The following is a 26505-nucleotide window of genomic DNA, read 5'->3' on the forward strand; positions in this document are numbered from 1 at the left end:
CCAATAAGGATAGCCCGTCATGACCACAGCCGCAGCCCCGCTCCTCGCGCTGGCACATCAGGCCCACGACAGCACGATCCCGCCACAGGCGCGGCGGGGTATGACATCGGTATGTTCCGCCCATCCGCTGGTGTTGGAAGCCGTCCTGTCGCGTGCGGCACAGACAGGGCGCCCCGTCCTGATCGAAGCCACCTGCAATCAGGTCAATCAGGAAGGCGGCTATACCGGTATGACGCCGGTGGCCTTTCGGGATATGGTCTGGGATATCGCAATGCGGGTCGGTTGCGATCGGGGCCTTATCCTTCTTGGGGGGGACCATCTGGGGCCTAACCCATGGAAATCCCTGCCGGCGACGGAGGCCATGGAACGGGCACAGGCCATGGTCCGTGCCTATGCCGAGGCAGGATTCGTCAAGCTTCACCTCGATGCCAGCATGGGGTGCCGGGGCGAAGCGGCAGCCCTGTCGGACGAAATCGTGGCCGAACGGGCATGCGGACTTGCGGCATCAGCCGAGGCGGCGCGTCCCGGGCAGGCGGCTTATGTCATCGGAACCGAAGTGCCGGTTCCGGGTGGTGTGGCCGATGCCCTTGACCACCTGAAACCGACCGCACCGGCTGCGGCACTACAGACATTGCGCATCCATCAGGACATGTTCACGACCGCACTGGGCGAGGATGTGTGGAAGCGTGTCATTGCCCTTGTGGTGCAGCCGGGCGTGGAATTCGGGGTGGACAATGTCGCTTTTTACCGACGTGACGCCGCACGCGACCTGATTGATACACTGCCCCGCATGCCGGGACTGGTTTTTGAGGCACATTCCACAGATTACCAACCCGCAGTCGCGTTGCGCGAGCTGGTGGAAGATGGGTTCGCCATCCTGAAGGTCGGACCGGGCCTGACTTTCGCCCTCAGGGAAGCACTATATGCGCTTGACGGCATCCGTGCTGCGCTGCGACCTGGTGGTGACAGGCTGCATGACACGATGGACCGTCTTATGACCGACAGGCCGGGATACTGGGCAGGGCACTACGCGGGGACGGATCAGCAGGTTTCATGGTTACGGCATTATTCATACAGCGACCGTATCCGTTATTACTGGGCGCTTCCTGAAGCGCGCGAGGCCGTGGAAAACCTGTTTTCCGATCTGCGGGAAACAGGCATGCCGGACCCGTTGCTTAGCCAGTTTCTGCCCGGCCTTTATGAACAGATCCGCACGGGGCACATCCCCCGCGACCCACGACAGATCACCATTGAAGCCGTGAAGACCGTTCTGTGTCTCTATGACGGGGCTGCTTCGCGATAGCTGCTTGAACAAAGGCGTCGGGCAGCGGCTGTCTGCACCGGCGCGGCCCCTTGCCTCCCGTATCACATCGTGATGACGGGTTCGTGCCCGGCGGACGTGGGCCACAGGGCGGACTGTAATTCATAGGTCTTTTGCAAAAGCGGCACGAGCGCGGGCCGCCCCTTCAGGCGTATCCATTCATCAAGGGCAGTACGAAAGATGGCGATGCCACCACGCGCCATCAGGCGGGCGGCAGCGCGACGGCTTTTCCGGTCGGTCATACGTTTCGCCAACCCTTCGGCAAGGCAGTCTTCCCACTTGGCATATTTCTGGAAGCTGACTGTCTGTAGCGAAGGTGTCTTTTCGATCAGGAATACGAACGCGTAAGTATCTTTCCTGTTTTCCGCGATCTGCGGAACCAGCGCGGTAAAGGCATGCATCATTGCATCGGCGGGGTGCATATCAAGTGTGCATGCCGCCAGCGCGTCACTCAGGCTCTGTGTCATGCCACGGGTCCATGCAAGGACGATGTCCCCCTTGGTCGCGAACATGCGAAACAGTGTGCGCCGCGAAATTCTGGCCGCATCGGCGATTTCGTCCACTGTCGTCTGGTCATATCCCTGCGCGGAAAACAGGTGCATTGCCTCTGCAATCACGGTGGCGCGGACGCGGCCCTGCTTGCGCTCCCTCAGGCCGGGCTTGGGCTGGTCCTCACTGGCGTCGGGCTTCATACACTCTCCTTATGTCCGCCGGCATCATGCCGCAGGGCGTCGCGGACATTCAAGGTGCAAGGGCTGGCGCGCGACGATGTCCTATCGTCCAGATTTCGCGGTTTCTTGCCATGCGGACACCCCGCTGTCGAGCCATGATCCCGTAAGGATGCAATGTGAACGCATGACCGAAGGGCATAATCGCGGCTTTCTGCATCCCGTTTGGGATGCGTGTCATAACAGGCAGAGTGCAGCCATTCTGGCATGGCGCCAAAAGTTTCTTAAAAATATTCTCATGTATTATAAGTAATAATATCATAATCTGTGTGTATTAGAAAAATATTTTAAACATTTTCCGTTCATACTTTGTCAAAAAACAGGTATCTACCGGGCAAGCCGCTACCCCATGAACCCATGTCAGGCATTTGCTGCCGACTTTGCCGGAGTGTACGCATATGTCACATTTCACAGATATGGCCTGTATACCCTGAACCTTTCGTGTTCATACGCGGTCAGAAATGACCGGGACCCGGAAACAAAAATGAATCCCGCGTGTTGAATACATGGCTTTTGCCATGCATGCGGGGTCCGTTTCACGCATGAAATACATATCCCATGAATGCCATCGTAGTTACCGCACTACGTCGGCCCTATACCTTTGTGGTGCTGTCGATCCTTATCGTGGTCTTTGGCATCATGTCGGTATTGCGTACGCCGACGGACGTGTTCCCGAACATCCGCATTCCCGTGGTGTCCGTTGTCTGGACCTATGGCGGTATGCTGCCCGAAGAATTCGCCGGCCGTATCATATATAATTACGAACTGATGGTGACCTCGACAGTCGAGGGCATCGAGCATATGGAAAGCAGTTCGTATTACGGCCGTGGTATAGTCAACATATACTTTCAGCCCGGAACCGACATCGGCAAGGCCGAAGCCGAAGTGACCGCGATTTCCCAGACGGTCATAAAACAGCTTCCTGAAAACATCCCCGCCCCCATGGTGATGAGCCTTGATGCCTCGTCCGTGCCGGTACTGACGCTGCAGGTCACATCGGACCGGCAGACGCCTTCTGACCTGTTCAAGCTGGCGATGATCCGTGTGCGTCCCCTGCTTGTGACCGTGCCCGGCGCCGTGGTGCCGCAGGCCTATGGCGGCATGGACAGTTTTGTCATGGTCGCCCTGAACCAGCAGCAGTTGCAGGCGCATCACCTGTCCGCCATGGATGTACAAAACGCCCTGCGCGGACAAAATATCGTCCTGCCGGCCGGGGACCAGAAAATCTCTGCCACGGACTGGATGGTGCAGACAAACGCCACACCACGTTCGATGAAGGAACTGGGTGATATCCCTGTCAAGCGCGTGGGCAATGCCGTCATTTACGTACATGACGTGGCCGAGGTCTATCGTGGCGGCCATCCGCAAACGAACCTTGTATTGGTCAAGGGCAAGCAGGGTGTGGAAATCGTGGTCATGAAAAGTGGCGATGCCTCCACGCTCGATGTCGTGGCCGGGGCGAAGGCGCTGCTGCCGCGGATACAGAAACTGCTGCCCCCCGACGTGAAGGTCAGCATCCTGGGCGATGCCTCTGTCTTTGTGAAAGATTCGATTTTCGACGTCGTGCGTGAAATGCTGACGGCGGCATTCCTGACGGGCATGGTCGTGTTGCTGTTCCTTGGGTCGTGGCGTCCCACCGTCATCATTGCAACCTCCATCCCCCTTGCCATCCTGTGCGCGATCATCGGCCTGCATATCGCGGGACAGACGATCAATGTCATGACGCTTGGCGGGCTTGCGCTGGCGGTTGGTATCCTTGTCGATGACGCCACCGTCATGATCGAGAATATCGACGCCCACCTGGAGATGGGAAAGGAACTGGAAACCGCCATCATTGATGCGGCGAACCAGATCGTCATCCCGACCTTTGTCGCCACCACCTGCATCTGCATTGTATGGCTGCCCCTGTTCGCGCTGAGTGGCGTTGCAGGATGGCTGTTCATGCCAATGGCCGAAGCCATCATCTTTGCCATGATCGCGTCGTTCATCCTGTCACGCACGCTGGTGCCGACCATGGCGAAATACCTTCTGGCGGGCCATAGCGTCGCGGGACATGGGGATTCACACCATTGCGAACCCCAGCATCACAAGCTGCAATATCCCCGCCGCCTGCCCGAACGTTTCCAGCAGGCGTTCGAACGGGGGTTCAACACCTTCCGGGAGCGGTATTCCCTTCTCCTGCAATGGGCGATCGGGCGCAGGCGGATGTTTGTCGGCACGTTCCTGGGCATTTCCGTCGTTTCGATGGGGCTGTATCTGACCGCCGGGCGGGATTTCTTTCCCGAGACGAAATCAGGCACGATCCAGATGCATATGCGTGCGCCGCTTGGCACCCGTATTGAGGTTGCAGGGCGTGAGGCATCGTTGGTGGAAGACCGCATCAACCAGCTTTTCCCCAACCGTGTGGACACCATGATCGAAAATTGTGGCCTGCCCGAAGGTGCGCATAATCAGGCCTTCATCCCCACACCGACCATCGGCACGCAGGATTGTGACATCACCATCGCCCTGAAGGACGAGGAAACGCCCGTGTGGGACTATCGCGCCATCCTGCGGCGCGACCTGTCGGCGCGCTTTCCCGGCACGGTCTTCACGTTCCAGCCTGCGGACCTGACGGCACGCATCCTGAACTTTGGCTCCCCCGCGCCGATCGACGTGCAGATTTCAGGGCCTGACCTGCGTGATAATTATGAATATGCCCGCCACCTGGTAAATGAATTGCGCAAGGTGCCCGGAACCGCCGACGTGGTGATCCAGCAGACGATGAAAACACCGACATTGTTTGTGCAGGGTAACCGTACCTTTGGTCAGGCGACCGGCATGACCGAAGCAGACCTGGCGAATAATGAACTGATGACCCTGTCAGGCAGCCAGACGGTGGACCCGCAATACTGGCTGGACCCGAAGACCGGGATTACTTTCCCGCTGAATGTCTATGTCTCTCAGGACCAGTTGACGCATTTCAGCAACCTCATGACCATCCCGGTGGACAAGGGGGATGGCGATCCGCAGGGTCGACACATGCAGCTTCTGGGCGGGATCAGCAATGTCACCGCCACCGGCACGCCGGGACAGGTGTCGCATTTCAACTCCATGCCGGAAGTCGATATCTATGTCTCGGCCGAAGGCGCCGACCTGGGGCAGGTGACATCAGGCGTGCAACGCGTCCTGCGCCAGACGGCACACATGGTTCCCTCCACCGCTGCCGTGGTGATCCGGGGACAGACCGAAACGATGCGCAATTCCTATAACGAACTGATCTTCGGTCTGGTGGTGTCTGTTCTCCTGATCTACCTGCTGATCGTCGTGAACTTTCAGTCATGGCTTGACCCGTTCATCATCATCACCGCCCTGCCCGGCGCGCTTGCCGGTATCGCATGGGCGCTGTTCCTGACCCATACGCGCCTGTCGGTACCCGCATTGACGGGGGCCATCATGTGCATGGGCACAGCCACGGCCAATTCGATCCTTGTCGTCTCCTTTGCCCGCGAACGGATCGAGGAACATGGTGACGCCCTGCGCGCAGCGGTGGAGGCGGGATATGGCCGCATCCGTCCGGTCCTGATGACCGCATTGGCGATGGTGATCGGCATGGTCCCCATGGCCATGAGCAATTCGCAGAACGCACCACTGGGCCGTGCCGTCATCGGCGGCCTGCTGGTGGCAACGGTTTCCACCTTGCTGTTCGTGCCATGTGTTTACGCAATCCTGCACAATCGTCCGTCCCGCAGCCGGGGGGAAACAAAGTGATGTCGATCCGGAAATCGCAAAAAATACTGCTGGTATCGGGGGCTGTCGCCGTCATGGGATGGTGCGGATACCTTGTGGCCGAACGTGTCCACCATGCAGCCTCCCTGCGCAGGGAGGCCCAGATGGCCGCCATTCCCAACGTGATGGTGATCTCCCCCCATACCGAGGCCCATCATGTCAGCCTCGAACTGCCTGGAACGGTGGAGGCATGGTACCAGGCCCCGATCTATCCGCAGGTGTCGGGATATGTGCGCATGTGGTACAAGGATTACGGCGCACGTGTCGCCGCCGGTGACGTACTGGCTGAAATCAATACGCCCGGCCTCGATGCACAGTTCGCACAGGCCCAGGCTGACCTGCAATCGTCACAGGCCAAATACGACCTTGCCGTCGTCACGGCACAGCGCTGGCGGCTGATGGGGAAATCACAGGCCGTATCGGGACAGTCGGTGTCCGTGCAGGACGCGAATGAAAAATCGGCCGCGGCTGACCTTGAGGCCGCGCGCCATAACCTCGATCGCTATGCCGCGCTTGAACGTTTCAAGGTGATTGTCGCCCCCTTTGACGGGGTGGTGACGGAACGTGACATCAATGTCGGGGATTACGTGCACGAAGGTGGCGGCAACCTCAACGCCAATGGCGGGGCCAGCGAATTGTTCAGTGTGGCGGACACCCACCAGATGCGCCTGTTTGTCTCCATCCCCGAAAACATGTCCTACATCCTGCAACCCGGTCTGCATGCAAGCGTGCGCGTCCCGCAATTTCCCGATCGCGTGTTCGAAGGGCAATTCCTGACTGTATCGGGGGGATATGATCCCGATACACGGACAAGCGTCAGTGAATTCGTGATTGATAATAAGGACCACGCCCTGTGGCCCGGCACCTTTGCCGCAGTGACGCTGAGCGCACCGGAACAGTCCGGCCACCTTGCCATCCCCACCGGCGCGTTGGTGTTTCAGGAACATGGCATGCAGGTTGCGGTGGTGGATGACCACGATATCGCGCATTTCCATGACATCACGGTGGGCCGTATGGGGGATGGGGCCACACAGGTGCTTTCTGGCCTGTCGGCGCAGGACCGGATCATCGACAACCCACCCGCCGACCTGCTGGAGGGGGAGAAGGTCCATGTCTCCGCACCCGCCGCAGGATACAGCAATGATGTCTCTGAAAAGGACGATGAATGATGAAATCAGGTCTTCGTCGTTGCACGGCCATGCGTGGGGTCGGTCTTGCATCCATGCTGATGCTGGCGGGATGTGACCTTGCCCCCGCCTATCACGCGCCACATTACGTGATCCCCACCACATGGCAGGGGCAGGCCCCCTTTGCACCGGCGCATCCGATGGATGACAGCGTCAGGGCGGAATGGTGGAAAGCATTTACTGACCCCCGCCTGGATGAGCTGGAGGCCGAGGCCACAGCCCATAATGGAAACCTGCAGGCCGCGGCGGAACGTTTCCTGCAGGCGCGTTCCGTCGTCAGCGAGGCGCGTTCCGACCTGTTGCCCCATTTCGGGCTTGCCTTTGGTGGCAGCAATAACAAGAGCTCGGCCGAACGATTGTTCCGGTACAAAGGCCCGATCACGGATTCTGACGAATTCTATGGCGGCATGGCCTCGTGGGAGCCGGATTTCTGGTCATCCATCCGCAACCGTGTCCGCCTGCAAAAGGATTATGCACAGGAACAGGCCGCCGAATATGCGTCCGCCCGCCTCAGCTTGCAGGCGGAACTTGCCAGCGATTATTTCACCCTGCGCGGTCTCGACGCGCAGGCAAACATCTATACCCAGTCGATCAGGTATTATGAGGACTCGCTACGTGTGACGCGCACGCGTCTGCAGGATCAGGCCGCCTCGCGGCTTGACGTGGCGCGTGCGGAAAACCAGCTCTACACCACACAGGCGCACCTGCTCGACATACAGGCGCAGCGTGAGGTGATGGAACATGCCATCGCCGTGCTGGTCAATGTCGCGCCGTCTTCGTTCCATCTTGCCCCCGACAGCCACCTGAACACGAACCGCGTTGCACTTTCACCCGGGGTGCCGTCGGAGCTGCTGGAACGTCGTCCCGATATCGCCATGGCCGAACGCCAGATGGCACAGGCCAACCGGGCCATCGGCATCGCACGTGCGGCCTTCTATCCACATGTCTCTTTCCGGATGGATGGCGGTTTTGACGATAATGGCTTCAACCTCGCCAACCTTGCCAACAGCATGTGGACCTATGGCGCCACGGTTACGTTGCCCATTTTCGAAGGGGGCCTGCGACGCGCACAATTGCAACAGAGCTGGTCGGCCTACCGCGAGACGCGCGACCATTATCGCATGACGGTGCTGACGGCGTTTCGTGATGTGGAGGACGGACTTTCACGCACAAAACGGCTGGATGATGAAAATGCACGCCTGCGCGCGGCGGTAGGTGCCGCAAGCCAGACACAGGATATCACGATGAACTTGTACAAGGGCGGGTTGGCCGCATATCTCGACGTGCTGATCGCGCAGGTCAGTACATTGGAGGCGCGTATCCAGCAGGTGGAGGTCCAGACACGCTATCTCCAGGCGCAGGTCGGGCTGATCCGGGCCTGTGGCGGGGGATGGAATGCATCACTGCTGCCGGCGTCGAACCGGCTGTCGTCTGTCGGAGCGTTGCAATATTCCGGTCTGCACCCGGCACAACCTGTCGGCGATGTTCCTGTGCCGCGCACCAAGGGCGAAGACCCCGAAGATAACCTGACCGGCCCCAAGCTGTCGGCCCTGTCAGTAAGATAGGGCTACCGCAAGGTAGCCCACCCGCACGGTGGGATTGCACAGGAAAGGGTCATAGCTTTTATTATTTATACAAAACATACATACGCGACATATGTATGTTTTGTAAAATATATCCATATCGTGCGGGTTTTATGCTAGTTTGAGGCACCTATCTCTTAACAGGTGCTCTTGTGATTCTGTTTTTATCTGGCCTGATTTCTCTGGTTCTTCTGGTCGCACTCAATATTTTTATTTCACTATCGGAAATATCATTCGCTGCGGCGCGTGATGTCCGGCTCCGCTCACGCGCGGATGCGGGCGATGAACGCGCCGCAGCCTTCCTGCGTCTGCGCCGCAACAGCGGACAGGTCATGACGGTACTGCAGATATGCCTCAACGGTGTGGGGGTACTGGGCGGTATCATCAGTTCGGAAATGCTCGCCCCATCCCTGACCCATGGGCTTATGACATGGGGACTGGGCGAAGCCACGGCCCAGACACTGTCCGCGACGGTAGGGTTTTTCATGGTGACAGGCATGTTCGTGCTGTTTGCCGACCTGATCCCCAAACGTATCGCAATGAACGCCCCGGACAAGGTTGCGCTTGCTGTCGGGTGGTTTCCGGCGATGGCGCTGAAACTGTTTTTTCCCCTTGTCTGGATCTTTTCCAAGATGTCGGATGCGATCCTGCGGGCGCTGAAGATTCCGGCGGCATCGGCGGTGGAACCGGTCACGCCAGAGGATTTGCGTGCGATCCTTGCGGCGGGCACAGCCTCAGGGGTCCTGCTGGAGCAGGAACACCAGATGATCCAGAACGTGCTGGGATTACAGGACCGCTCCATCACATCAGCCATGACGCCACGCGATGAAATTGTATTCCTTGACCTGCAGGAAAGCGTCGAGGCGCAGAAAGCCAAGGTACGGGCAAAGCCATATTCGCGTTATCCGCTATGTGATGGCGGGCTGGATAATGTCGTGGGGTCCATCCGGGCAGAAGACGTGCTGGCGGCGGTGGTGGATCGCCCCCCTGCCCCCGCCACGCCGTCACCAGGCACGTCTGCGGGTGACAGGGCGGTTTTTGAGGTGCGACGTGATGTCCTGTCGGTGCCTGAGACGATCAACCTGTGGGATACACTGGCGCAGTTCGACACGCATGGGGTCGGGTTTGCACTGGTTGTCAATGAATATGGGCTTGTCGTCGGCCTTATCACATTCAAGGACATCATGGGCGCGTTGATGGGGGGAGTGGCAAATCCGTTCGAGGAACAGTTGATCGTCCGACGTGATGCCAATTCCTGGCTGATAGATGGTGCGGCCTCGATCGAGGATGTGCGACGTGACCTTGAGGTCATGGACCTTGACGAAGCCGGGCCGTTCGACACCATCGGCGGGTTTGTCATGCACCGGCTGCGTCGCATGGCGCGCAAGGCCGACCGCGTGGATACTGCACGCTTCCGCTTTGAAGTGGTCGATGTGGAAGGGTTTCGCATTAACCAGCTGCTTGTCACCCGCCTCCAGAACTGAACGGTTCTGGCGCTGCCTTGTCTGGACAAGACAGCGCCAGGAGAGACCTTATCGTTATTGGATCAGTTTGAAACAGCCTCCAGCGTCGTGGCATGTTTTTGCACGATTGGGGGAACACGGATCAGGTAGTCAAACGCAGAAAGCGCAGCCTTTGCCCCATCCCCGATCGCAATGACGATCTGCTTGTAGGGGGTTGTCGTGGCATCACCCGCCGCGAATATGCCGGGGATCGAGGTCGCGCCATGATCGTTGACGACAATTTCCCCAAAATCGGTCAACTGTATCGTGCCCTTAAGCCAGCCGGTATTGGGCAGCAGGCCGATCTGCACAAATACGCCCTCAAGGTCGATCTGGTGGTCCGTGCCATCGCCCCCGCGATAGGTCAGGCCTGTAACGTTCTTTCCATTTCCTTCGATCCGGGTGGTCAGGGCCTCCGTCAGAACCGTCACATTGGTCATGCTGTGCAGTTTATCTTGCAGCACCTTGTCCGCCTTCAGGTGCGATCCGCGTTGCAGCAGCGTGACATGCGCGACAATGCCCGCAAGGTCGATCGCAGCCTCGACACCGCTGTTTCCGCCGCCCGCGACGGCAACACGCTTGCCCTTGTAGAACGGGCCGTCACAATGCGGGCAATAGGCCACGCCTTTGTTGCGGTATTCCTCCTCGCCCGGCACGCCCAGATGGCGCCAGTGCGCACCGGTGGCGATAATGACCGTGCGGGAATGCAGGATGGCCCCACTTTCCAACGCCACACCATGCAGCCCCCCTGGTTGTGCCGTAGGAAACAGTTCACTGGCGCGCTGCGATGAAATCACATCGACATCGTACTGCCGGACATGCGCCTCCAGCGCGGCAGAGAGTTTCGGGCCGTCCGTTTCCTGGACTGAAATAAAGTTCTCGATCCCGTCCGTATCCATCACCTGACCGCCGAAACGCTCTGCCACGATACCGGTACGTAATCCCTTGCGCGCGGCATAGACAGCAGCAGCAGCCCCAGCAGGGCCACTACCAATAATCAGCACGTCAAAGGGGGGGATATCCTTCAGCTTTTCCGCCGCGCGACGTGGGGCGTCCGCATCCAGCTTTGCAAGGATCTGTTCCACATCGGCGCGCCCGGTCTCGAATGCTTCGCCATTAAGGTAGACCTGTGGCACGGACATGATGTTACGTGCGGCAACCTCGTCCTGGAACAATGCACCATCAATCGTGGTATTATGGATGTTGGGATTTATCACGCTCATGGCATTAAGCGCCTGCACCACGTCCGGACAGTTCTGGCATGACAGCGAGACATAGGTCTCGAACGTGTATTTTCCCGGCAGGGCACGGATCTGCGCGATCACGTCATCAGAAAATTTGGGCGCACGCCCGGCCACCTGCAACAGCGCCAGTACGAAGGATGTGAATTCGTGCCCCATCGGGATGGCCGCAAAGGTCACACCCGCCATAGTATTTCCTGCCGCCGCATCGGCGCGACGGATGACGAAGGAGGGACGTCGCGTGGCCACGCCCTGTTCAGAAACCTGCACCTTGTCGGAAAGGGCGGCGACTTCATGCAGAAGCTCATGCATCTCATGCGATGGTGCGCTGTCATCAAGCGAGGCTTCCAGCACGACCGGATGGGACAGATTCGCCAGATACCCCTTGAGCTGTGCCTTGATGGTGTCCTGCAACATGGAAAGAACTCCGCTTTTTCCGAAAAGGTGGGGAATGGTCCGGCCCGCAAAGGGGCCGGACCACGAACCTGCGATCAGATCTTGCCGACGAGGTCCAGCGACGGGGTCAGGGTCGCACTGCCTTCCTTCCACTTCGCCGGGCAGACTTCGCCCGGGTGGGAGGCGACATACTGCGCGGCCTCGATCTTGCTGAGGAGTTCGGTGGCGCTGCGACCGACGCCGCCCGCCGTGATCTCGATATACTGGATCTTGCCTTCGGGATCGATCAGGAAGGTGCCACGGTCGGCAAGGCCCGCTTCCTCGATCAGGACGTCGAAGTTACGTGCGATATGCCCGGTCGGGTCGCCGATCATCACATATTTGATCTTGCTGATGGCCGGCGAGGTATCATGCCATGCCTTATGCGTGAAATGCTTGTCAGTGGAGACCGAATAGATTTCCACACCCAGCTTCTGGAACGCGGCATAGTTGTCGGCCAGATCTTCAAGCTCTGTCGGGCAGACAAACGTGAAGTCCGCCGGGTAGAAGAAGAAGACAGACCATTTGCCCTTCACGTCGGCATCGGTCACGGTAATGAACTTGCCATTGTGGAAGGCATCAGCCTTGAAAGGCTTCAGGGGCGAATTGATGCGTGCCATGTAAAATGCTCCTCACTTTTTCGCTTGTCATTGATGACAGGCCTGTTGTCCCACGAACACGGATGACGCGGAAACTGTTTGTTCTGATAGCTCTGATCGGCAAAACCTTTCAATCCCCATTCAGGAATCCGTTATACCTATACCCATGAGCTATATCCCCCTTTCCGGCCTTTCGCTGCGGGACATTGAATATGTTGTTGCGGTGGATGACCTGCGCAACTTTTCACGTGCGGCAGAACGCTGCGGCGTCAGTCAGGGCGGCCTGTCGGAACAGGTGCGCAAACTTGAAACCCTACTGGGTGTGGTGCTGTTCGAACGTACCCGCCGCCATGTCGCCCCCACCCCGCAGGGCGCGCGCCTGATCGCGCTTGGCCGAGAGGTGCTTGCCGCCGCACGTGCCATGATCGAGGCCGCGCGCGTGCAGGCTGGCCCGCTTGAAGGCATGCTGCGTATCGGGGTCATCGCCACGCTTGGCCCCTATTATGTTCCCAGCCTCCTCCCATTGCTGCGACATGCATATCCGCAACTGCGTCTGCAACTGACCGACAGCCAGACACTGCCCATGCTCCAGATGCTGCGCCATGATGAACTTGATCTGGTGTTTGCCGCCTTCCCCGTCAGCCATGATGCCCTGCATTGCACACCGATTTTCGAAGAACCGTTTGTCGCTGCCTTTCCTGCGCAGCATCCTCTGGCGGCGCATCAGGGGTTGGCGATGGGGGAACTGGACGGGCCGGATCTGCTGCTGCTTGAAGAAGGGCACTGCCTGCGTGAACAGGCACTTGCCCTGTGTGGCATGCCCCCACATCATGACCGGCAGCGCCTTGCCACCAGTCTGGAAATGCTGTGGCATATGATTGGTGCTGGCGAGGGATATTCGCTGATACCTCATCTTGCCCTGCGGCATCGCGGTGAATGGGAAGACCTGATCACCACCCTGCCTCTGTCGGATGCGCGGCGCACCATTGGCCTGGTGTGGCGCGCATCCGACCCGCGGGAGGACGCATTTCGCGAGTTCGCAGCATTCCTGCGTGAAAACACGCCAGATGGCTGCCATCCGGTGACTGATCCCGATCAGGGCGGTTATGGGATACAGGGGTAACAGTCCCCCATCCCGTCAGGTATCATGCCTGTCACCGGTCCGGGTGGCGCGATGCGTCGCCACGTTCACCACGTTCATGGAAAATCGGCCTTGATCCCACAGTCTTCCTCCCGGTCATCACGGCCTGATATGTTTACATCATGGCGTATATGGCTGTTACGGCGTTTCGGGGTGTATGCACATCTTCCGCGTATGTTCCGACAGTTATGGCAATGCAGCCCGGCGCTGACACTCGGCAGTATCGGGTTGCGACTGGTGCAGGCGATCCAGCCGCCCCTTGCGCTGTATGTCGCGAAACTGATCGTCGATGACGTCATACGCCTTGACGGGCATGCGGGTTCCCTTGCGGGTTCGCCCCGGCTGGAAATGTGGCTGGCGGTGGAATTCGCGCTGATTATCATGTCAGACCTGACATCACGCGCGATGGCCCTTGTCGATGCGCTTTTGAATGAACGTTATATCAACGCCGTCAGCATTGCATTGATGGATCATGCGGCCACACTTGACCTGGCGCAGTTCGAATCGAGTGAATTGCAGGATCTGCTGGAACGTGCCCGGCGGCAGGCATCCGGGCGCAACAACCTGCTGGTGCAACTGTTCAACATTGGCCAAACGGCGCTGACGGCCGTGACGCTGGTGATCGGGGTGGTTGCTTTTGCGCCGTGGATGGTTGTTGTCCTGATTGTCGGCCTGTTGCCTGCCGCAGCGGGCGAGGCCCGTTTCAATGCCGAAGCCTATCGCCTGATGCGGGCCAAAACGGCGGAGCGGCGGGAGATGGAATATCTGCGCCATGTCGGGGCCAGTGCCGAACATGCCAAGGAAATAAAACTGTTTGGATTGGGTGGGTTCCTTGTCGGGCGCTTCCGTACGGCGGCCAACACTGTCTTAGAACAGAACCGCGGGCTTGCTCTGCGCCGGTTCGGATGGAGTGGCCTGTTCGCCGCGATCGGGTCACTGGCCTATTACGGTGTTTATATCATTATCGTACGCGATACGGTGCGGGGACAGTTTTCGGTGGGGGATCTGACATTCTTGTCGGGTTCATTCCTTCGGTTGCATGGCCTGCTATCCAGTCTCCTGCTGGGGATCACCCAGACGGCGGGACAGGCGCAGTATCTTGATGATTTCTTTGCATTCCTTGACCTGCGACCGGTCATTACCACGCCTGCCGTGACGCAGCCTTTTCCCTCCCCCATCCGTCATGGCATCCGCTTTCGAAATGTCGGTTTCCGCTATCCCGGAACGAACCGATGGGCGCTGCGCCATCTGGAACTGAGTATCGGCGCCGGGGAGACCGTGGCGCTGGTGGGGGAAAATGGCGCGGGCAAGACCACCATCGTCAAGCTGCTGACGCGCCTGTATGAACCTGATGAAGGGGAAATCACGGTTGATGGCGTCTTGTTGCGCGATATGGACCTTGATGACCTGCGTGCCCATATCGGGGTCATTTTTCAGGATTTTGTGCGCTATAGCCTGACGGCAGCAGAAAACATCGCCGTCGGGCGTATCGGTGCGTTGGAGGATGGCGCGCGGATCATGGCGGCAGCCCGCGAAGGGCTGGCCGATGGCGTCGTAGAAAAACTGCCGCTTGGGTATGATCAGCCCCTTGGCAAGAGGGTCGCAAAAGGACGGGACCTGTCCGGTGGGGAATGGCAGAAAATTGCCATTTCACGTGCCTATATGCGTGATGCAGACCTGCTGATCCTTGATGAACCGACTTCGGCGCTGGATGCGCGTGCGGAAGCGGATGTGTTTGACCGTATGCGTGCGCTGCGCCAAGGCAAATCGGCGCTGGTGATCTCGCATCGTTTTTCCACCGTGCGCACTGCTGATCGTATTATTGTCCTGGAACATGGCCAGATACTGGAATCTGGCACACATGATGACCTGCTGGCCCGCAATGGACGTTATGCCGAGCTGTTTGCCCTTCAGGCGGCAGGATACCAGTAAGAGACTGTTTGAAAAGTCAGGTTCAATAACATCCTGAAATTATAAAGGTTTTTTTGTGAAGCTTTTCCCAAAAAGCTTCAGAAGACGCCGCCTGTTTGAAAAAAAGGCGGCACCCAAAAACTTTTCTTATTTTTTATCAACGGTTTGTTTTCAGACAGTTCCCAAGGAACAATATGGCCGCAAGCGTCGCGTGCTAACCCGTGCAGGCGATAAACAGCGTCATCGTCAGAACCGACAGGATGGCGCTGAGAAACAGGGTGGATGCGGCCTCACGTTCATCAACCCTGAAGCGTACGGCAAGGATCACCATCACGGTCCCCACCGGGATCGACAGCGCAAGAACTGCTGCGCGGATGGTATCATGCGGCATCCCAACCAGCACCAGTACGCCCCACGATACCGCCGGTACGATAAGATTGCGTGCAAGCACCGTCATGACCACGGGCAGAGTTATGGATACACGTTGCGCAAACAGCACGATCCCCGATGCAAAAAGTGCAACCCCAGCCGCAGCATTCCCCAGGAGACCAAGTGAATCGAGCAGTACCTTGGGAAGATGCAGGTCCATGACCACAAGCATCGTGGCAGCGATGGGAGCCCAGACGATCGGTTCCTCCAGCGAGGACAGGATCTGCCTGTGGACACTGACTGGCGTGGTCACGCTGCCTGCATCCGCATTCTTGGCCAGCAACATGAAACATAGCGGCGTCTGCACAAGCACCATGGCGAATACGGCAGCGGAAATGGCGACGGTGGCGCTGCTGTGCCCGATCAGGGGAGGTAGCATGGCCGAACCGATAAAAGGTACGGATGGTGCGCCAATCGCCAACCCCTGTAATGTCGAGGTGGAGGCATCACGCCTGAAAACGTGACGTGACATGAAGTACGCTATGACGAAGCTCGCGCACATCAATGAAAATACGGACACCGCAAGTGGCACCTGCTCCGCCAGGATTGCGCGGGGGGTATTGGTGATCCCGACGAACAGGTTCAGCGGAAAGGCATACAGCATGACCATCCGGTTCAGGGTGGAAACCTGTTCCCCGTTGAAATCCTTATGCCATCCCGCGCGATAACCAAGGGAAAACACCACCACAAGCGGTAGCATCGCGGCAAGTATGTTTGAAAGCATGCAGTCGTGTTTCCCGTGATATGCAGGGTCAGGTCAGTAAAGTTCTGGCCCCCCCATAATATTTTACAGGGGTGGCGGATTATGGAACGGGGATATGACCACGGTCTTGTTCATGACCGTTCACAGGGCGCTGACCCCGCGCCACAGGTCGATCTTGCCATCGCGGGCGTATGTGTCGATCCGCGTCAGTTCGTCCCTGCTGAAATGAAGGTTGTTCAAGGCATCAAGTGAATTATCCAACTGCGCAACATTACGTGCGCCGATCAGCGCGGATGTCACCCGCGGGTCGCGCAATACCCATGCGATGGCCATCTGGGCCAGACTTTGCCCCCGTTGCGCCGCCAATTCGTTCAGGGCACGCACATGCGCCAGGTTTTCCGCCCCCAGCATGTCACGACTGAAGGACTCCCCCCGTGCCGCCCGAGACTGATCCGGGATTCCATGAAGGTATTTGTCCGTCAATAATCCCTGCGCAAGTGGAGAGAAGGCGATACACCCCACCCCGAGTTCCGCCAGCGTATCAAGCAATGACACCTCCACCCATCGGTTCAGCAGGGAATAGGAGGGCTGGTGGATCAGCAGGGGCACGCCTTCCGCCTTCAGGATCGCCGCCGCCTCACGCGTGCGTTCCGGTCCATAGGACGATATGCCGACATAAAGCGCCTTGCCCTGGCGCACCATCTGCGTCAGCGCGCCCATCGTCTCCTCAAGGGGAGTATCAGGGGACGGGCGATGGGAATAGAAAATATCCACATAATCAAGACCCATGCGGTGCAGGCTCTGATCCAGGGAAGCAAGCAGATATTTGCGTGATCCCCCCATCCCATACGGACCAGGCCACATGTCCCATCCCGCCTTGGACGAAATGACCATTTCATCACGGTGGGCGGAAAAGTCTTTTTTCAGGATCTGGCCAAAATTTTCTTCGGCGGAGCCATAGGGCGGACCGTAATTGTTTGCGAGGTCGAAATGCGTGACGCCACGGTCGAATGCCCGACGGATAACCGCACGTCCTGTTTCAAACACGTCGCTTCCGCCAAAATTCTGCCATAACCCAAGGGATATCGGGGGCAGATCCAGTCCCGAGCGACCACAACGCCGAAAGTCGGCCCGTTCATAACGGCGTGCATCAGGAACCCATGTCATCTTTTCTGTCTCCCCCTGTGGTTGATACCGCAGGGTCAACGATATACGCCAATAAGGAGAACGGGAAAGAGGGCGATGGCCATACATCGCACGTGGCACAAAGCGTTATGCTGGGCGCCTTGCTACAGGCATCAAGGGATTACCTGCCGGGGATTTCTTGGGAAATCCGCGGAAAACATGGGATTTGTGGAAAAATTCGATATTCGCGAACCCTTATCCCATCCGATGGGTATGTTCAAAGCCCCCTCATCAAAACCTGTCTGCGTTCTTGATGCTGCGATCATATAAAAGGACGTCCTGATGATAGATCGCATGAATGCGCGCGGTCTGCCGTCCGGTCAGGACGATATCGTGATCAAGGCTTTCATTAAGGTGCTGGATACGCACGCCACGGAATGCGGGCAGGACCCTGTGCAGGTTCGCAACAGCCGACAGCGGAACCAGATGATCCACCAGCACCTGTTCGGAACGGTCATTGACGTACCATGACTGGGGACGAAAAATATGATCCATTCCATAAATCGAACGGGCGTTTTCGACATGGTCGAGAGCATCATCCACTGAACGGAACTTCATGTAACGATCACGAAACGTATCCACAACCTGTCGATGGCGGCCACCCCCTGCCCTTGCATAACAGTAAGAGGAGACAAACCGGGCAACGGGATCGCGCAGGATGGCAACGCTGGGTATTTGACGCAGGGTTGCCGGGGCGGTCCGGGTAAAGAAATGCATTGTCTCATGTAACATGGGACGACCGTACAGTGCCGTGGCAATGGATGTCCCGGCATTTTTCGGCACATGAATGAACAATACCCCCCGTCGTGCGATCAGATCCATGCGCTGCCGACGTTTGCGTCCATGTGGGACATATAACCCGCGATCCGCCGCCCATTCATGAAAATCTGAAGGAAGTTCGAATCCCATCCCACGCGTCAAAGAATGAAATAAACCTTGGGACAAGGTGGAATGTGAGGCCGTGTATCGCGTATTCACAGAACATTCGGGGGTAGTACTATTGGCTCTCATGATATTGCGATCTCTGGCTGGTAATGAAATCCAGGAAAACACTCTGGAATACAGGCAATGCCTATCATACCCACCACGGAAATCGAGCCATGGATGATGCTCTGTTACTTTATTTTTCATAAAAACTACATGATAGAAAAATTTTGTTACATTAATAATCAAAAAATCCAGACATGATTTGTAATTTATATTTTGAAATATTTCCCTGCATTTGATGAATGGTCAGGATTGTTATTTTCCATTACCGTTTTTGCCCATTATTTTGCGGATGGTTGCTATTCCCCAAAGGAACGCTCAGGCTGCATCGTCCCCCATGTGTCTGCTATTGATTATTGAGACATGACCACCGACATGATCGGACATCCATGTTCTTATATGGTGCCCAATCAACAGGGCTGTGTGTAACACCGTGATGGGGGCGACCATTTACAGGGGTCAGGCAGGCTGTCTGTCAGATGGATTTCCACGCACTGCCCAGAACTGTCACACAGGGAAGATGGTGCTGGGCAGGGCGGTATTTCTCTCACTCAAAGATCCGTCAATCCTGTTCGAAGGAATGAATTCTCCCTGAAAATAATAATCATGTGTGATAATATCTTGAGGATATCCGAAAGCCATACCCGCCTGTCGTGATTATTTTCATGCAGATTCAAGGTGAAGGCTGCTGTCCTGCCATGTTTTACCCTTCTGCATTCCCTGAAATTCAGGGTGCATCCAAAAACAGATTCAGCAGGTTCAGAAATTCTGCCGGGGCCTGTGCATGTACCCAATGGCCCGCATCTGGTATGACCTCCAGTTGGTAATGCGGGAAAAGCTGTCGCATCACAGGATAATTTGCAGGCTGGATATAGGGTGATCGCCCCCCGGCAATAAACAGCGTCGGGCCATCATAATGTATTTGCGCGCCCAGTTGCGGCCATCCGATAATGGCAGGCATCGACGCCACAATATCCTGAATGCCGATATTCCAATGCGGACGTTCCCCAAGGGTAAGGTTCGTCATCATCAGATCACGTATCGGCTTTTCCCCGATAAACTGTTGCAGGAGAGCATCCGCCCCTACCCGGTCCAGCATGGCGGGCAGACGTAACGCCGCCATCTTGTGCGCAAGCTGGTATGACTGTGCAAATCCCCCTGTCGCCGGGGCGATATCGGCAACCAGCAGGGAATGCACATCCGTGCAGAAAGACAGGGCAAGCATCATCGCGACCTTTCCCCCCATTGAATGGCCGACAACCGTGGCAGGTAATGCATCATGCGCCGCCAGTGTCTCGCGCACGTCAGCGGCGAGGGTGGGATAGTCCATCGCCCCATGAGGGCTTTGCCCATGGTTGCGCAGGTCAAGCGCCAGTGTACGTCGTGTGGCTGCGATGCGCCGCTGGAAAAACCCGAAATTACGTCCTCGCCCGAACAGGCCATGAAGGAAAACGACAGGAGGACGTGACAGGTCGCCGTTTTGCGGTCCCTGTTCAATCATATTCAGCAACATAGGCAGAAAAACTCCTGTTTTCAGTCTGGTCTCGTTCCCTATCCTAGGGTAATCGCCCTCCTGCCGCCCGTCATAACTTTGTGGGGATGGCTGCCTGGCGGAATTGACCGCGAAATCCGCGTATGTTCCGGTTGTTCAAACATCTTGATCCGCGCCGGATGACGGGAACATGCATCGTGGAAAACACGCCGAAACTGATCCAGTCCATCGAACGGTCCGCAGCCATATTGGAAATCATTGCACAGGAAGGCGGCGCCGCGCGATTGCAGCGGATCGCATCCGTTTCAGGTATCGGCAAGACGACAGCACACAATATCCTCCAGACGTTGGGCCAGCTTGGTTATGTGCAACGCAGGCCGGGCGATATGCGATATCATCTTGGGGGACGTATCCTGAATCTTGCGCGGATCGCAGGGGACGACACGAGGCTGCGCACCCACCTGCGTCCGATGCTGGAGGCCATCGCGCGTGAAAGTGGCGCCACTGCCTGGCTGGCTGTACCCAGTGGCGATGAAGCCACCTATCTCGACATCGTGGATATCGCCAATCCCGCGATGGCGATATCGGGCATAGGCCGTCGCGAAAGGCTTGAAGGGTCGGCTGTGGGTCTGGTTTTCCTGGCCTTTGTCCCCGGATTGGGAAAGAGGGTACTGGCAACCCGTGCCAATGCGTTGGGCCAAGATATCCGCACACAGATTGAGGCGGTACGGATAAGTGGATACGCACTGGATTTACAGGCCTATCAGGCCGGACTGCATGGTGTGGCCATCCCGTGGCGTGAAAACGGGGAAGTACGGGCCAGTATCTGCCTGACGGGATCAGCGGCGCAGTTTCCCCGGCACCGGCTTGCACGCATGGCATGGATGATGATGCGGCATGCCGGATGCGCGCGGTTCAACAATGCTGAATAAACCTGTTTTCCCGGCCGCGGCATGTTCCCATGCGGGGGAGGATGGTTATTGTGCGTTTTCCATTCGGGACAGCGGTTAATAGGACAGGTGCGATGAAATTATCTTCTGCAACACTCATGCTGAACGCTGCCCTGACCGAGGCGCAGCGGCTTGGCGTCAGCGTGTGCATTTCCATCGTGGATGCCGCAGCATGGCCTGTGGCCTTCATGCGTATGGATGATGCCCCGATGGGGGTCATAGATGTCAGCAACAAAAAGGCACGCACGGCAGTGCTTTTTCAGATGGACAGTGCAGATTTCGCAAAAGTTGCCCACCCCGACGCTGGTGCATATACGCTGGAAAACACCAACGGTGGCCTGACCAGCTTTGGTGGCGGTCTGGTGCTCAGAGCGGCTGACGGTGCGCTTGTGGGGGCAATCGGCGTTTCTGGCGCCTCCACCGAGGATGACATCGCCATCGCCCGCGCCGCGGCCAATATCCTAACGGCCTGAATGGCCTTTGTCCGGGAACCCTCATGACGATTGAAACCGCACCGCCCAAGCCCATCAATGGGATTGTTGTCCCTCCCCGTGGCAGGACAGCGGCGCTGCTTACGCTGACATTCGGCACGTTCGTCGTTGGCACCGGGGAGTTTTCCATTATGGGAATGCTGCCCGAATTCGCATCGTCGCTTGGCCTTTCACCCGCTGATGCCGGATATGCCATCACTGCCTACGCGCTTGGCGTGGTGATTGGCGCGCCGCTCATCACCGTTCTGGGTGCGCGCCTGTCGCGACGTGAACTGCTGTTGCTGTTATTGCTGCTGTTCTGTGCTGGCAATGTCCTGAGCATCCTCATGCCGACGCCTGGACTGGTGGAGGTCGCGCGGTTCATCACCGGCCTTCCCCATGGCGCACTGTTCGGGATTTCCGCACTGGTGGCGGCATCCATGGTTGAACGGTCCCGACGTGGCTGGGCGGTCGGGCGTATCCTGTCCGGCATCGCGATTGCCACGTTGCTTGGCGCACCATTTTCGACATTCGCCGCCGACCATATGGGCTGGCGCGTGGCGTACCTGATAATCGCCGTCCTTGGCTTCGTCGTCTTCCTTGGGGTCCTGCGCTATATTCCGGCTGACACACCCAACCGCGCCAATTCCCCCCTGCGGGAGGTCACGGCACTGGGTAACACGCAGGTGCTGCTGACACTGCTGACGGCGGCCATCGGGTTCGGGGGCATGTTCGCCATCTATACCTATCTGACCAGCGTGTTGCAGGATGTGACGCATGTGCCTGAATGGCTGATCATGGTGTTCATGGTCGTCTGGGGGCTGGGCATGCTGGCCGGTGCGAATATCGGTGCATGGATCGTGGACCGTAACCTGGATCTTGCTGCAATTTTGGCACTGGCGGGCAGTGTCCTGGCCATGGTGGTCTTCCCGGTACTGCTGCATAACATCTATGGCTTGATGCTTGACGTCTTTCTTATTCCCGCGTTTGTCAATGCACTTGGTCCCGCGCTACAGACGCGCCTGATGGATTTCGCAGGGGATGCACAGACGCTTGCCGCCTCGCTCAATCACTCGGCCTTCAATATCGCCAACGCGCTGGGGGCCTCACTCGGCAGTCAGCTTCTTGCGTGGCATTATGGGTATGGTGCACTTGGCATGGGGGGGGCAGTCCTTTCGCTTGGGGGGCTGCTTGTCTATCTTCTGGCGGTGGCAATCCTGAAGAAAAGCGGTATTGCCGAAGTCCGCGAACCGATCCTGTAGCCCTGTTATGTGGCCTGCCGCGTGGGGCAGGCCATGTTCCTGCCCCACACCCGCCCCCGGTTTCAGGTGATTGCACGCGGAGACAGCGTGCGTGCAAGTGCTGCTAGCGCATCGAGCTGACGGGCCAGAAACTCCCGCGTTGCGACATCGCGCAGTTCCAGCGTCTGTGCATCCACCTTGCCTGTCACCTGCCCGATCATTGCTTCGGGCCGGTTGAGCACATAGGCGTCGAGGAATACAAGACTCTGGCGCAGATGATATTGCGCCCGTGCGCCCCCGATCATTCCCGGGGACGCGGTTACAAGTGCCACGGGCTTGCCAGCCAGCGGTTGCGGCGACACACGCGACAGCCAGTCGATCGCATTTTTCAGAACACCGGGGACGGAGTAGTTATATTCAGGTGTCACGATCACCACGGCATCCGCTGTGGCGATCTGTTGCGCCATCGTCAGCACCGGGGCAGGGAATCCCTCTTCCTGCACATCCTGACTGTAATGCGGAAAGGTGCCGATGGAGCCAAGCGGAGTGATGGCAATCCCTTCCGGTGCGATCTCCGGCAGGGCACGTGCCACTGCTGCATTGAATGACGCCTTGCGCAGGCTGCCCAGAAGGGTAACAAAATGCAGGGGGCTGGTCGTGGTCATGCTGCTTCTCCATAAGGGTATGAGGGTTACAATCGGGTATCCGCGATACTGCCGCCCACGTTGCCCGGCCCGACGATAACATCACATATGGCGGGAGAGACTTGTTCAACATGGTGACATTAGCAGTCGCGGAAGGCGAATATCCGGCATTCCAGAGCTGGAAAGATGAATTTTCCGCCATTGCCCCGGATCTGGACATCATCTGGTGGGAAGATGCCCAGTGTATCCCTGACCGTGTGGATTACCTGCTTGTATGGAAGCCTGCGCATGGTGCTGTTGCGCGCTTCAGGAACCTCAAGGCGATATTGTGTGCGGGCGCGGGGGTGGATCATCTGCTGGCAGACCCGCACTGGCCCCATGACGTACCGCTTGTGCGCATGGGGGGCAGGGAAACGGCTGCCCTGATGGAGGAATATGTGACATGGGCGTGCCTGTCCCTTCTGCGCGAAACCCGCACATGGGCACGGCAGCAGGAACGCAGGATCTTCCATCGTAGGTTGGTGACGCGCACGGCTGCCACCACGACCGTCGGGATCATGGGGATGGGGCATCTGGGCGGGCATGTGGCACGGCGGCTGCATCACTTCGGGTTTAAGGTGCGCGGCTGGTCACGGACACGACGCGAGGTTCCCGGCGTCAGATCATTTGCAGGGGCAGGCGAGCTGGGAGAATTCCTGTCGCAGGTTGATATCCTTGTCTCCCTCCTGCCCAACACGGCACAGACACGTGACATGATCGACGCAGCCCTGCTGTCGCGGCTGCCGCGCGGGGCCATGCTGGTGAATGCCGGGCGTGGGGAACAGGTGTGCGAGGTCTCCCTGCTTGCGGCACTTGATAATGGCCACCTTGCGGGGGCGGTACTTGACGTTTTTCGGGAGGAACCCCTGCCGATGGCCTCCCGCCTGTGGGAGCATCCGATGGTGACGGTTACACCCCACGCCGCCTCTGAAGCATCCCGGACGGAGCAGGCTGCCTATCTGGCGGGTGTCATTCACGAAATCGAGCATGGTGTGCCCCCTGCCCTTCTCTATGATGCAGGGCGTGGATATTAGGAATAGGATGGGCGGTACCTGATCGAAATGTTCCAAACCACATGATGACGAAAGATGCGCCAATGCAGAAGCGCCGCATGGGACTGGTGATGATGGGTCTTGTAATGGGGGTGGCCGCGTGCACCACCGCCCAGCCCGCGATCCAGACGCAGATGACCGCCGGGCAACGTATCTATCGCGCACCGGGAACGGCGGATGACCCATGGGGGCCATATATCCAGCAGGCCGCCAGCCAGTTTTCCGTTCCACAGGCATGGATACGTGCTGTCATGCAGCAGGAATCCGGTGGAAAACAGTATCTGGATGGGCAGTTGACCACATCAGGCGCGGGTGCAATGGGCCTGATGCAACTGATGCCCGAGACCTATGCCGACATGCAGGCGCAATACGGGCTTGGTGGTGATCCATATGACCCGCATGATAACATCATGGCAGGCACAGCCTATATCCGGCAGATGTATGACCGTTTTGGCGCCCCTGACTTTCTGGCTGCCTATAATGCTGGTCCGGATCGGGTGGAGGAATGGCGCCGCAATGGTGCGCCGTTGCCTGATGAAACCGTGCAATATGTGGCGGCCATCACGCCCAGTCTGGGAATCGATGCATCCCCCCTTCGCGCCCCCACCCTGCTGGCACGGGCGGATGGGGTGAACCCGGATGCCGCCTATGTGCCCCCAGTCAATGCTTCTCCGGTCAATGCTTCTCCGGTCAATGCTTCTACTGACACGGCGTCTTCCACTACTTCCGAGCCTATCAGGATGGCGGCATCCCTGTCACGGACGGCGGATGGCTGCCTGCGTAATGCCGATGCGGCCTATGACCCGGCGGCGCCCTGCCTGATGGATCAGGATACACCGCATGATGATGGGGGGAATGCGCCCTCAATGACGGCTGGCGCCATCGCGATTGCCGACAGCGCCCCCCTGCCCGATACACAGACGTCATCTGCACCATCCCCCATACTTCATGCCGCAAGCTATATACCCGCCGCGCCGGGGCAGTGGGCGGTGCAGATCGGCGCATTTTCCACGGATGTGGAGGCACGCCAGGCCCTTGATACAACACGCCAGATCATCGGGACCGGACGTGTGCCTCTGGCCACCATGGTCATGCCGGTTCCGGTTGCTGGTGGCACGCTTTATCGTGCCCGTTTCGTCGGGTTCGCCGCCGACGATGCATTGCGGGCGTGCCAGACATTACATGCGCATGCCATGGCATGCCTGACTGTGCCCGCACATGCATGATATACTATCATTGGTATCGGGAACATCCTGTATGCGCCCGGGCCCCCATCATGACAGACAAGGATATGACGTGACGATAACACGCAAAGCGGCAATGACCGTGTTTCTCCCCTTGCTTCTCGGTGCATGCCACCACCACAGGACACCTGCCCTCATGACACATCAGGACCCATCACATGTCCAGTCGATCGGCATGCCCAATCCCGCATCCGCACATTGCATCAAAATCGGCGGGCGGTTGGAAATCCGTAACGATGCGGATGGTGCAGTCGGTATCTGCCATTTGCCTGATGGCACGAAAATGGAGGAATGGGCGCTGTTCCGCAGGGATATGGGCCAACGGTAGCCAGTAGCTGTTTTGTGATATGGATCATGCGTCATCATCCCTTTTTCCCGATGTCGCATGTCCCATATCGGATGTGCCGGGCAATGTTCGTTCCGGCATGGAGGTTGCCATGACAATGGGAACACAATACCGCCCCACGCCAGAGCCGGAAATGCATCCCGGTCGCAATGCCATGGACTGGCTTGGAATTGGCATTGTTGTGCTTACACTGGCGCTGTGGGGCGCGCTGATGGTGCTGTAGGCACCGCGAAGTCCTTATAATATTGTTCGTGCAATATGTCTTCCCACACTCGGGAGGGTTGGATGTCCATGTAACTGCGCCAAA

Annotated in this window: 22 protein-coding genes; 14 read left to right on the forward strand and 8 right to left on the reverse strand. The window is 58.0% G+C overall.

Annotation, left to right across the window (positions count from 1 at the left end; all coding sequences use genetic code 11):
* The first annotated feature begins 19 nt into the window (after positions 1-19).
* On the forward strand, positions 20-1303 hold the full coding sequence (locus FYB92_RS09740) for a class II D-tagatose-bisphosphate aldolase, non-catalytic subunit (RefSeq protein ID WP_192263841.1): 1284 nt from the start codon (positions 20-22) through the stop codon (positions 1301-1303).
* Positions 1304-1365: 62 nt separating this feature from the next.
* Here FYB92_RS09740 and FYB92_RS09745 read toward each other — a convergent pair whose 3' ends face one another.
* Complete coding sequence (locus FYB92_RS09745; protein WP_332828558.1) at positions 1366-2013, reverse strand: helix-turn-helix domain-containing protein; 648 nt, start codon at positions 2011-2013, stop codon at positions 1366-1368.
* Positions 2014-2607: 594 nt separating this feature from the next.
* Between FYB92_RS09745 and FYB92_RS09750 the strand changes: the two genes are divergently transcribed.
* The 4 genes from FYB92_RS09750 to FYB92_RS09765 all read left to right on the forward strand — a co-directional run bounded on the left by FYB92_RS09750 (position 2608) and on the right by FYB92_RS09765 (position 10071).
* Positions 2608-5799: an efflux RND transporter permease subunit gene (locus FYB92_RS09750; RefSeq protein ID WP_003619778.1), complete on the forward strand. Its 3192-nt coding sequence runs from the start codon at positions 2608-2610 to the stop codon at positions 5797-5799.
* On the forward strand, positions 5799-6986 hold the full coding sequence (locus tag FYB92_RS09755; RefSeq protein WP_003619776.1) for an efflux RND transporter periplasmic adaptor subunit: 1188 nt from the start codon (positions 5799-5801) through the stop codon (positions 6984-6986). The genes FYB92_RS09750 and FYB92_RS09755 overlap by 1 nt, the downstream gene beginning before the upstream one ends.
* The gene (locus tag FYB92_RS09760) at positions 6986-8569 is read left to right on the forward strand and encodes an efflux transporter outer membrane subunit (protein ID WP_003619773.1); all 1584 of its coding nucleotides are present in this window, start codon (positions 6986-6988) and stop codon (positions 8567-8569) included. The genes FYB92_RS09755 and FYB92_RS09760 overlap by 1 nt, the downstream gene beginning before the upstream one ends.
* Before the next feature lie 170 nt (positions 8570-8739).
* The gene (locus FYB92_RS09765) at positions 8740-10071 is read left to right on the forward strand and encodes a hemolysin family protein (RefSeq protein WP_003619771.1); all 1332 of its coding nucleotides are present in this window, start codon (positions 8740-8742) and stop codon (positions 10069-10071) included.
* 62 nt (positions 10072-10133) lie between these two features.
* Here FYB92_RS09765 and ahpF read toward each other — a convergent pair whose 3' ends face one another.
* On the reverse strand, positions 10134-11747 hold the full coding sequence (gene ahpF / locus FYB92_RS09770) for an alkyl hydroperoxide reductase subunit F (RefSeq protein WP_075632418.1): 1614 nt from the start codon (positions 11745-11747) through the stop codon (positions 10134-10136).
* A gap of 74 nt (positions 11748-11821) precedes the next feature.
* Entirely contained in the window at positions 11822-12385 is a 564-nt protein-coding gene (gene ahpC / locus FYB92_RS09775) for an alkyl hydroperoxide reductase subunit C (RefSeq protein WP_003619768.1), read from the reverse strand.
* 145 nt (positions 12386-12530) lie between these two features.
* Here ahpC and FYB92_RS09780 point away from each other — a divergent pair, with 145 nt between their 5' ends.
* Together FYB92_RS09780 and FYB92_RS09785 are read left to right on the forward strand one after the other, a co-directional pair.
* A complete protein-coding gene (locus FYB92_RS09780; protein WP_332828559.1) occupies positions 12531-13487 on the forward strand; it encodes a hydrogen peroxide-inducible genes activator in 957 nt (318 codons plus the stop codon).
* Between the two features lie 129 nt (positions 13488-13616).
* Positions 13617-15437, forward strand: coding sequence for an ABC transporter ATP-binding protein (locus FYB92_RS09785; protein ID WP_332829002.1), 1821 nt, complete (start codon positions 13617-13619; stop codon positions 15435-15437).
* Between the two features lie 193 nt (positions 15438-15630).
* On the opposite strand, the gene FYB92_RS09790 is transcribed toward FYB92_RS09785, so the two are convergent.
* From FYB92_RS09790 to FYB92_RS09805, 4 genes are all read right to left on the reverse strand, one after another.
* Entirely contained in the window at positions 15631-16569 is a 939-nt protein-coding gene (locus tag FYB92_RS09790) for an AEC family transporter (RefSeq protein ID WP_075596239.1), read from the reverse strand.
* A gap of 120 nt (positions 16570-16689) precedes the next feature.
* Positions 16690-17715: an L-glyceraldehyde 3-phosphate reductase gene (mgrA, locus tag FYB92_RS09795; protein WP_062808783.1), complete on the reverse strand. Its 1026-nt coding sequence runs from the start codon at positions 17713-17715 to the stop codon at positions 16690-16692.
* Positions 17716-17964: 249 nt separating this feature from the next.
* Positions 17965-18465 carry a hypothetical protein gene (locus tag FYB92_RS09800; protein WP_332828560.1) on the reverse strand — a complete coding sequence of 167 codons (501 nt, stop codon included), beginning with the start codon at positions 18463-18465 and terminating at the stop codon, positions 17965-17967.
* 982 nt (positions 18466-19447) lie between these two features.
* Positions 19448-20233 (reverse strand): alpha/beta fold hydrolase, encoded by a 786-nt coding sequence (locus FYB92_RS09805; RefSeq protein ID WP_062808782.1) that lies wholly within the window; start codon positions 20231-20233, stop codon positions 19448-19450.
* Positions 20234-20409: 176 nt separating this feature from the next.
* Here FYB92_RS09805 and FYB92_RS09810 point away from each other — a divergent pair, with 176 nt between their 5' ends.
* The 3 genes from FYB92_RS09810 (at position 20410) to FYB92_RS09820 (ending at position 22894) form a co-directional block, all read left to right on the forward strand.
* Positions 20410-21144 (forward strand): IclR family transcriptional regulator, encoded by a 735-nt coding sequence (locus FYB92_RS09810; RefSeq protein ID WP_408902353.1) that lies wholly within the window; start codon positions 20410-20412, stop codon positions 21142-21144.
* Positions 21145-21236: 92 nt separating this feature from the next.
* Positions 21237-21635, forward strand: coding sequence for a heme-binding protein (locus FYB92_RS09815; RefSeq protein ID WP_332828562.1), 399 nt, complete (start codon positions 21237-21239; stop codon positions 21633-21635).
* A gap of 23 nt (positions 21636-21658) precedes the next feature.
* Positions 21659-22894 (forward strand): MFS transporter, encoded by a 1236-nt coding sequence (locus FYB92_RS09820; protein ID WP_332828563.1) that lies wholly within the window; start codon positions 21659-21661, stop codon positions 22892-22894.
* A gap of 62 nt (positions 22895-22956) precedes the next feature.
* Here the strand turns inward: FYB92_RS09820 and FYB92_RS09825 are convergent, their stop codons facing one another.
* The gene (locus FYB92_RS09825; protein ID WP_062808779.1) at positions 22957-23538 is read right to left on the reverse strand and encodes an NADPH-dependent FMN reductase; all 582 of its coding nucleotides are present in this window, start codon (positions 23536-23538) and stop codon (positions 22957-22959) included.
* A 110-nt stretch (positions 23539-23648) separates the two neighbouring features.
* Between FYB92_RS09825 and FYB92_RS09830 the strand changes: the two genes are divergently transcribed.
* The 4 genes from FYB92_RS09830 to FYB92_RS09845 all read left to right on the forward strand — a co-directional run bounded on the left by FYB92_RS09830 (position 23649) and on the right by FYB92_RS09845 (position 26421).
* Positions 23649-24590, forward strand: coding sequence for a glyoxylate/hydroxypyruvate reductase A (locus tag FYB92_RS09830; protein WP_075624361.1), 942 nt, complete (start codon positions 23649-23651; stop codon positions 24588-24590).
* Positions 24591-24631: 41 nt separating this feature from the next.
* Positions 24632-25834, forward strand: a complete 1203-nt coding sequence (locus FYB92_RS09835) for a lytic transglycosylase domain-containing protein (protein WP_239021083.1) — start codon at positions 24632-24634, stop codon at positions 25832-25834.
* Positions 25835-25988: 154 nt separating this feature from the next.
* Positions 25989-26180 carry a DUF333 domain-containing protein gene (locus tag FYB92_RS09840; RefSeq protein WP_003619748.1) on the forward strand — a complete coding sequence of 64 codons (192 nt, stop codon included), beginning with the start codon at positions 25989-25991 and terminating at the stop codon, positions 26178-26180.
* A 109-nt stretch (positions 26181-26289) separates the two neighbouring features.
* Positions 26290-26421, forward strand: coding sequence for a hypothetical protein (locus tag FYB92_RS09845; protein WP_275395023.1), 132 nt, complete (start codon positions 26290-26292; stop codon positions 26419-26421).
* Positions 26422-26505 lie beyond the last annotated feature (84 nt).

The sequence above is a fragment of the Novacetimonas sp. GS1 genome, from assembly GCF_036686925.1.
GTDB classification, from domain to species: Bacteria; Pseudomonadota; Alphaproteobacteria; order Acetobacterales; family Acetobacteraceae; genus Novacetimonas; species Novacetimonas hansenii.

What these genes read in the sequence shown, in the direction of transcription:
- FYB92_RS09740 (WP_192263841.1), top strand. Translation starts at nt 20, where the DNA reads ATGACCACAGCCGCAGCCCCGCTCCTCGCGCTGGCACATCAGGCCCAC.
- FYB92_RS09745 (WP_332828558.1), bottom strand. Translation starts at nt 2,013, where the DNA reads ATGAAGCCCGACGCCAGTGAGGACCAGCCCAAGCCCGGCCTGAGGGAG.
- FYB92_RS09750 (WP_003619778.1), top strand. Translation starts at nt 2,608, where the DNA reads ATGAATGCCATCGTAGTTACCGCACTACGTCGGCCCTATACCTTTGTG.
- FYB92_RS09755 (WP_003619776.1), top strand. Translation starts at nt 5,799, where the DNA reads ATGTCGATCCGGAAATCGCAAAAAATACTGCTGGTATCGGGGGCTGTC.
- FYB92_RS09760 (WP_003619773.1), top strand. Translation starts at nt 6,986, where the DNA reads ATGAAATCAGGTCTTCGTCGTTGCACGGCCATGCGTGGGGTCGGTCTT.
- ahpF (WP_075632418.1), bottom strand. Translation starts at nt 11,747, where the DNA reads ATGTTGCAGGACACCATCAAGGCACAGCTCAAGGGGTATCTGGCGAAT.
- ahpC (WP_003619768.1), bottom strand. Translation starts at nt 12,385, where the DNA reads ATGGCACGCATCAATTCGCCCCTGAAGCCTTTCAAGGCTGATGCCTTC.
- FYB92_RS09780 (WP_332828559.1), top strand. Translation starts at nt 12,531, where the DNA reads ATGAGCTATATCCCCCTTTCCGGCCTTTCGCTGCGGGACATTGAATAT.
- FYB92_RS09785 (WP_332829002.1), top strand. Translation starts at nt 13,617, where the DNA reads ATGTTTACATCATGGCGTATATGGCTGTTACGGCGTTTCGGGGTGTAT.
- FYB92_RS09790 (WP_075596239.1), bottom strand. Translation starts at nt 16,569, where the DNA reads ATGCTTTCAAACATACTTGCCGCGATGCTACCGCTTGTGGTGGTGTTT.
- mgrA (WP_062808783.1), bottom strand. Translation starts at nt 17,715, where the DNA reads ATGACATGGGTTCCTGATGCACGCCGTTATGAACGGGCCGACTTTCGG.
- FYB92_RS09800 (WP_332828560.1), bottom strand. Translation starts at nt 18,465, where the DNA reads ATGTTACATGAGACAATGCATTTCTTTACCCGGACCGCCCCGGCAACC.
- FYB92_RS09805 (WP_062808782.1), bottom strand. Translation starts at nt 20,233, where the DNA reads ATGTTGCTGAATATGATTGAACAGGGACCGCAAAACGGCGACCTGTCA.
- FYB92_RS09815 (WP_332828562.1), top strand. Translation starts at nt 21,237, where the DNA reads ATGAAATTATCTTCTGCAACACTCATGCTGAACGCTGCCCTGACCGAG.
- FYB92_RS09820 (WP_332828563.1), top strand. Translation starts at nt 21,659, where the DNA reads ATGACGATTGAAACCGCACCGCCCAAGCCCATCAATGGGATTGTTGTC.
- FYB92_RS09825 (WP_062808779.1), bottom strand. Translation starts at nt 23,538, where the DNA reads ATGACCACGACCAGCCCCCTGCATTTTGTTACCCTTCTGGGCAGCCTG.
- FYB92_RS09830 (WP_075624361.1), top strand. Translation starts at nt 23,649, where the DNA reads ATGGTGACATTAGCAGTCGCGGAAGGCGAATATCCGGCATTCCAGAGC.
- FYB92_RS09835 (WP_239021083.1), top strand. Translation starts at nt 24,632, where the DNA reads ATGATGACGAAAGATGCGCCAATGCAGAAGCGCCGCATGGGACTGGTG.
- FYB92_RS09840 (WP_003619748.1), top strand. Translation starts at nt 25,989, where the DNA reads ATGACACATCAGGACCCATCACATGTCCAGTCGATCGGCATGCCCAAT.
- FYB92_RS09845 (WP_275395023.1), top strand. Translation starts at nt 26,290, where the DNA reads ATGACAATGGGAACACAATACCGCCCCACGCCAGAGCCGGAAATGCAT.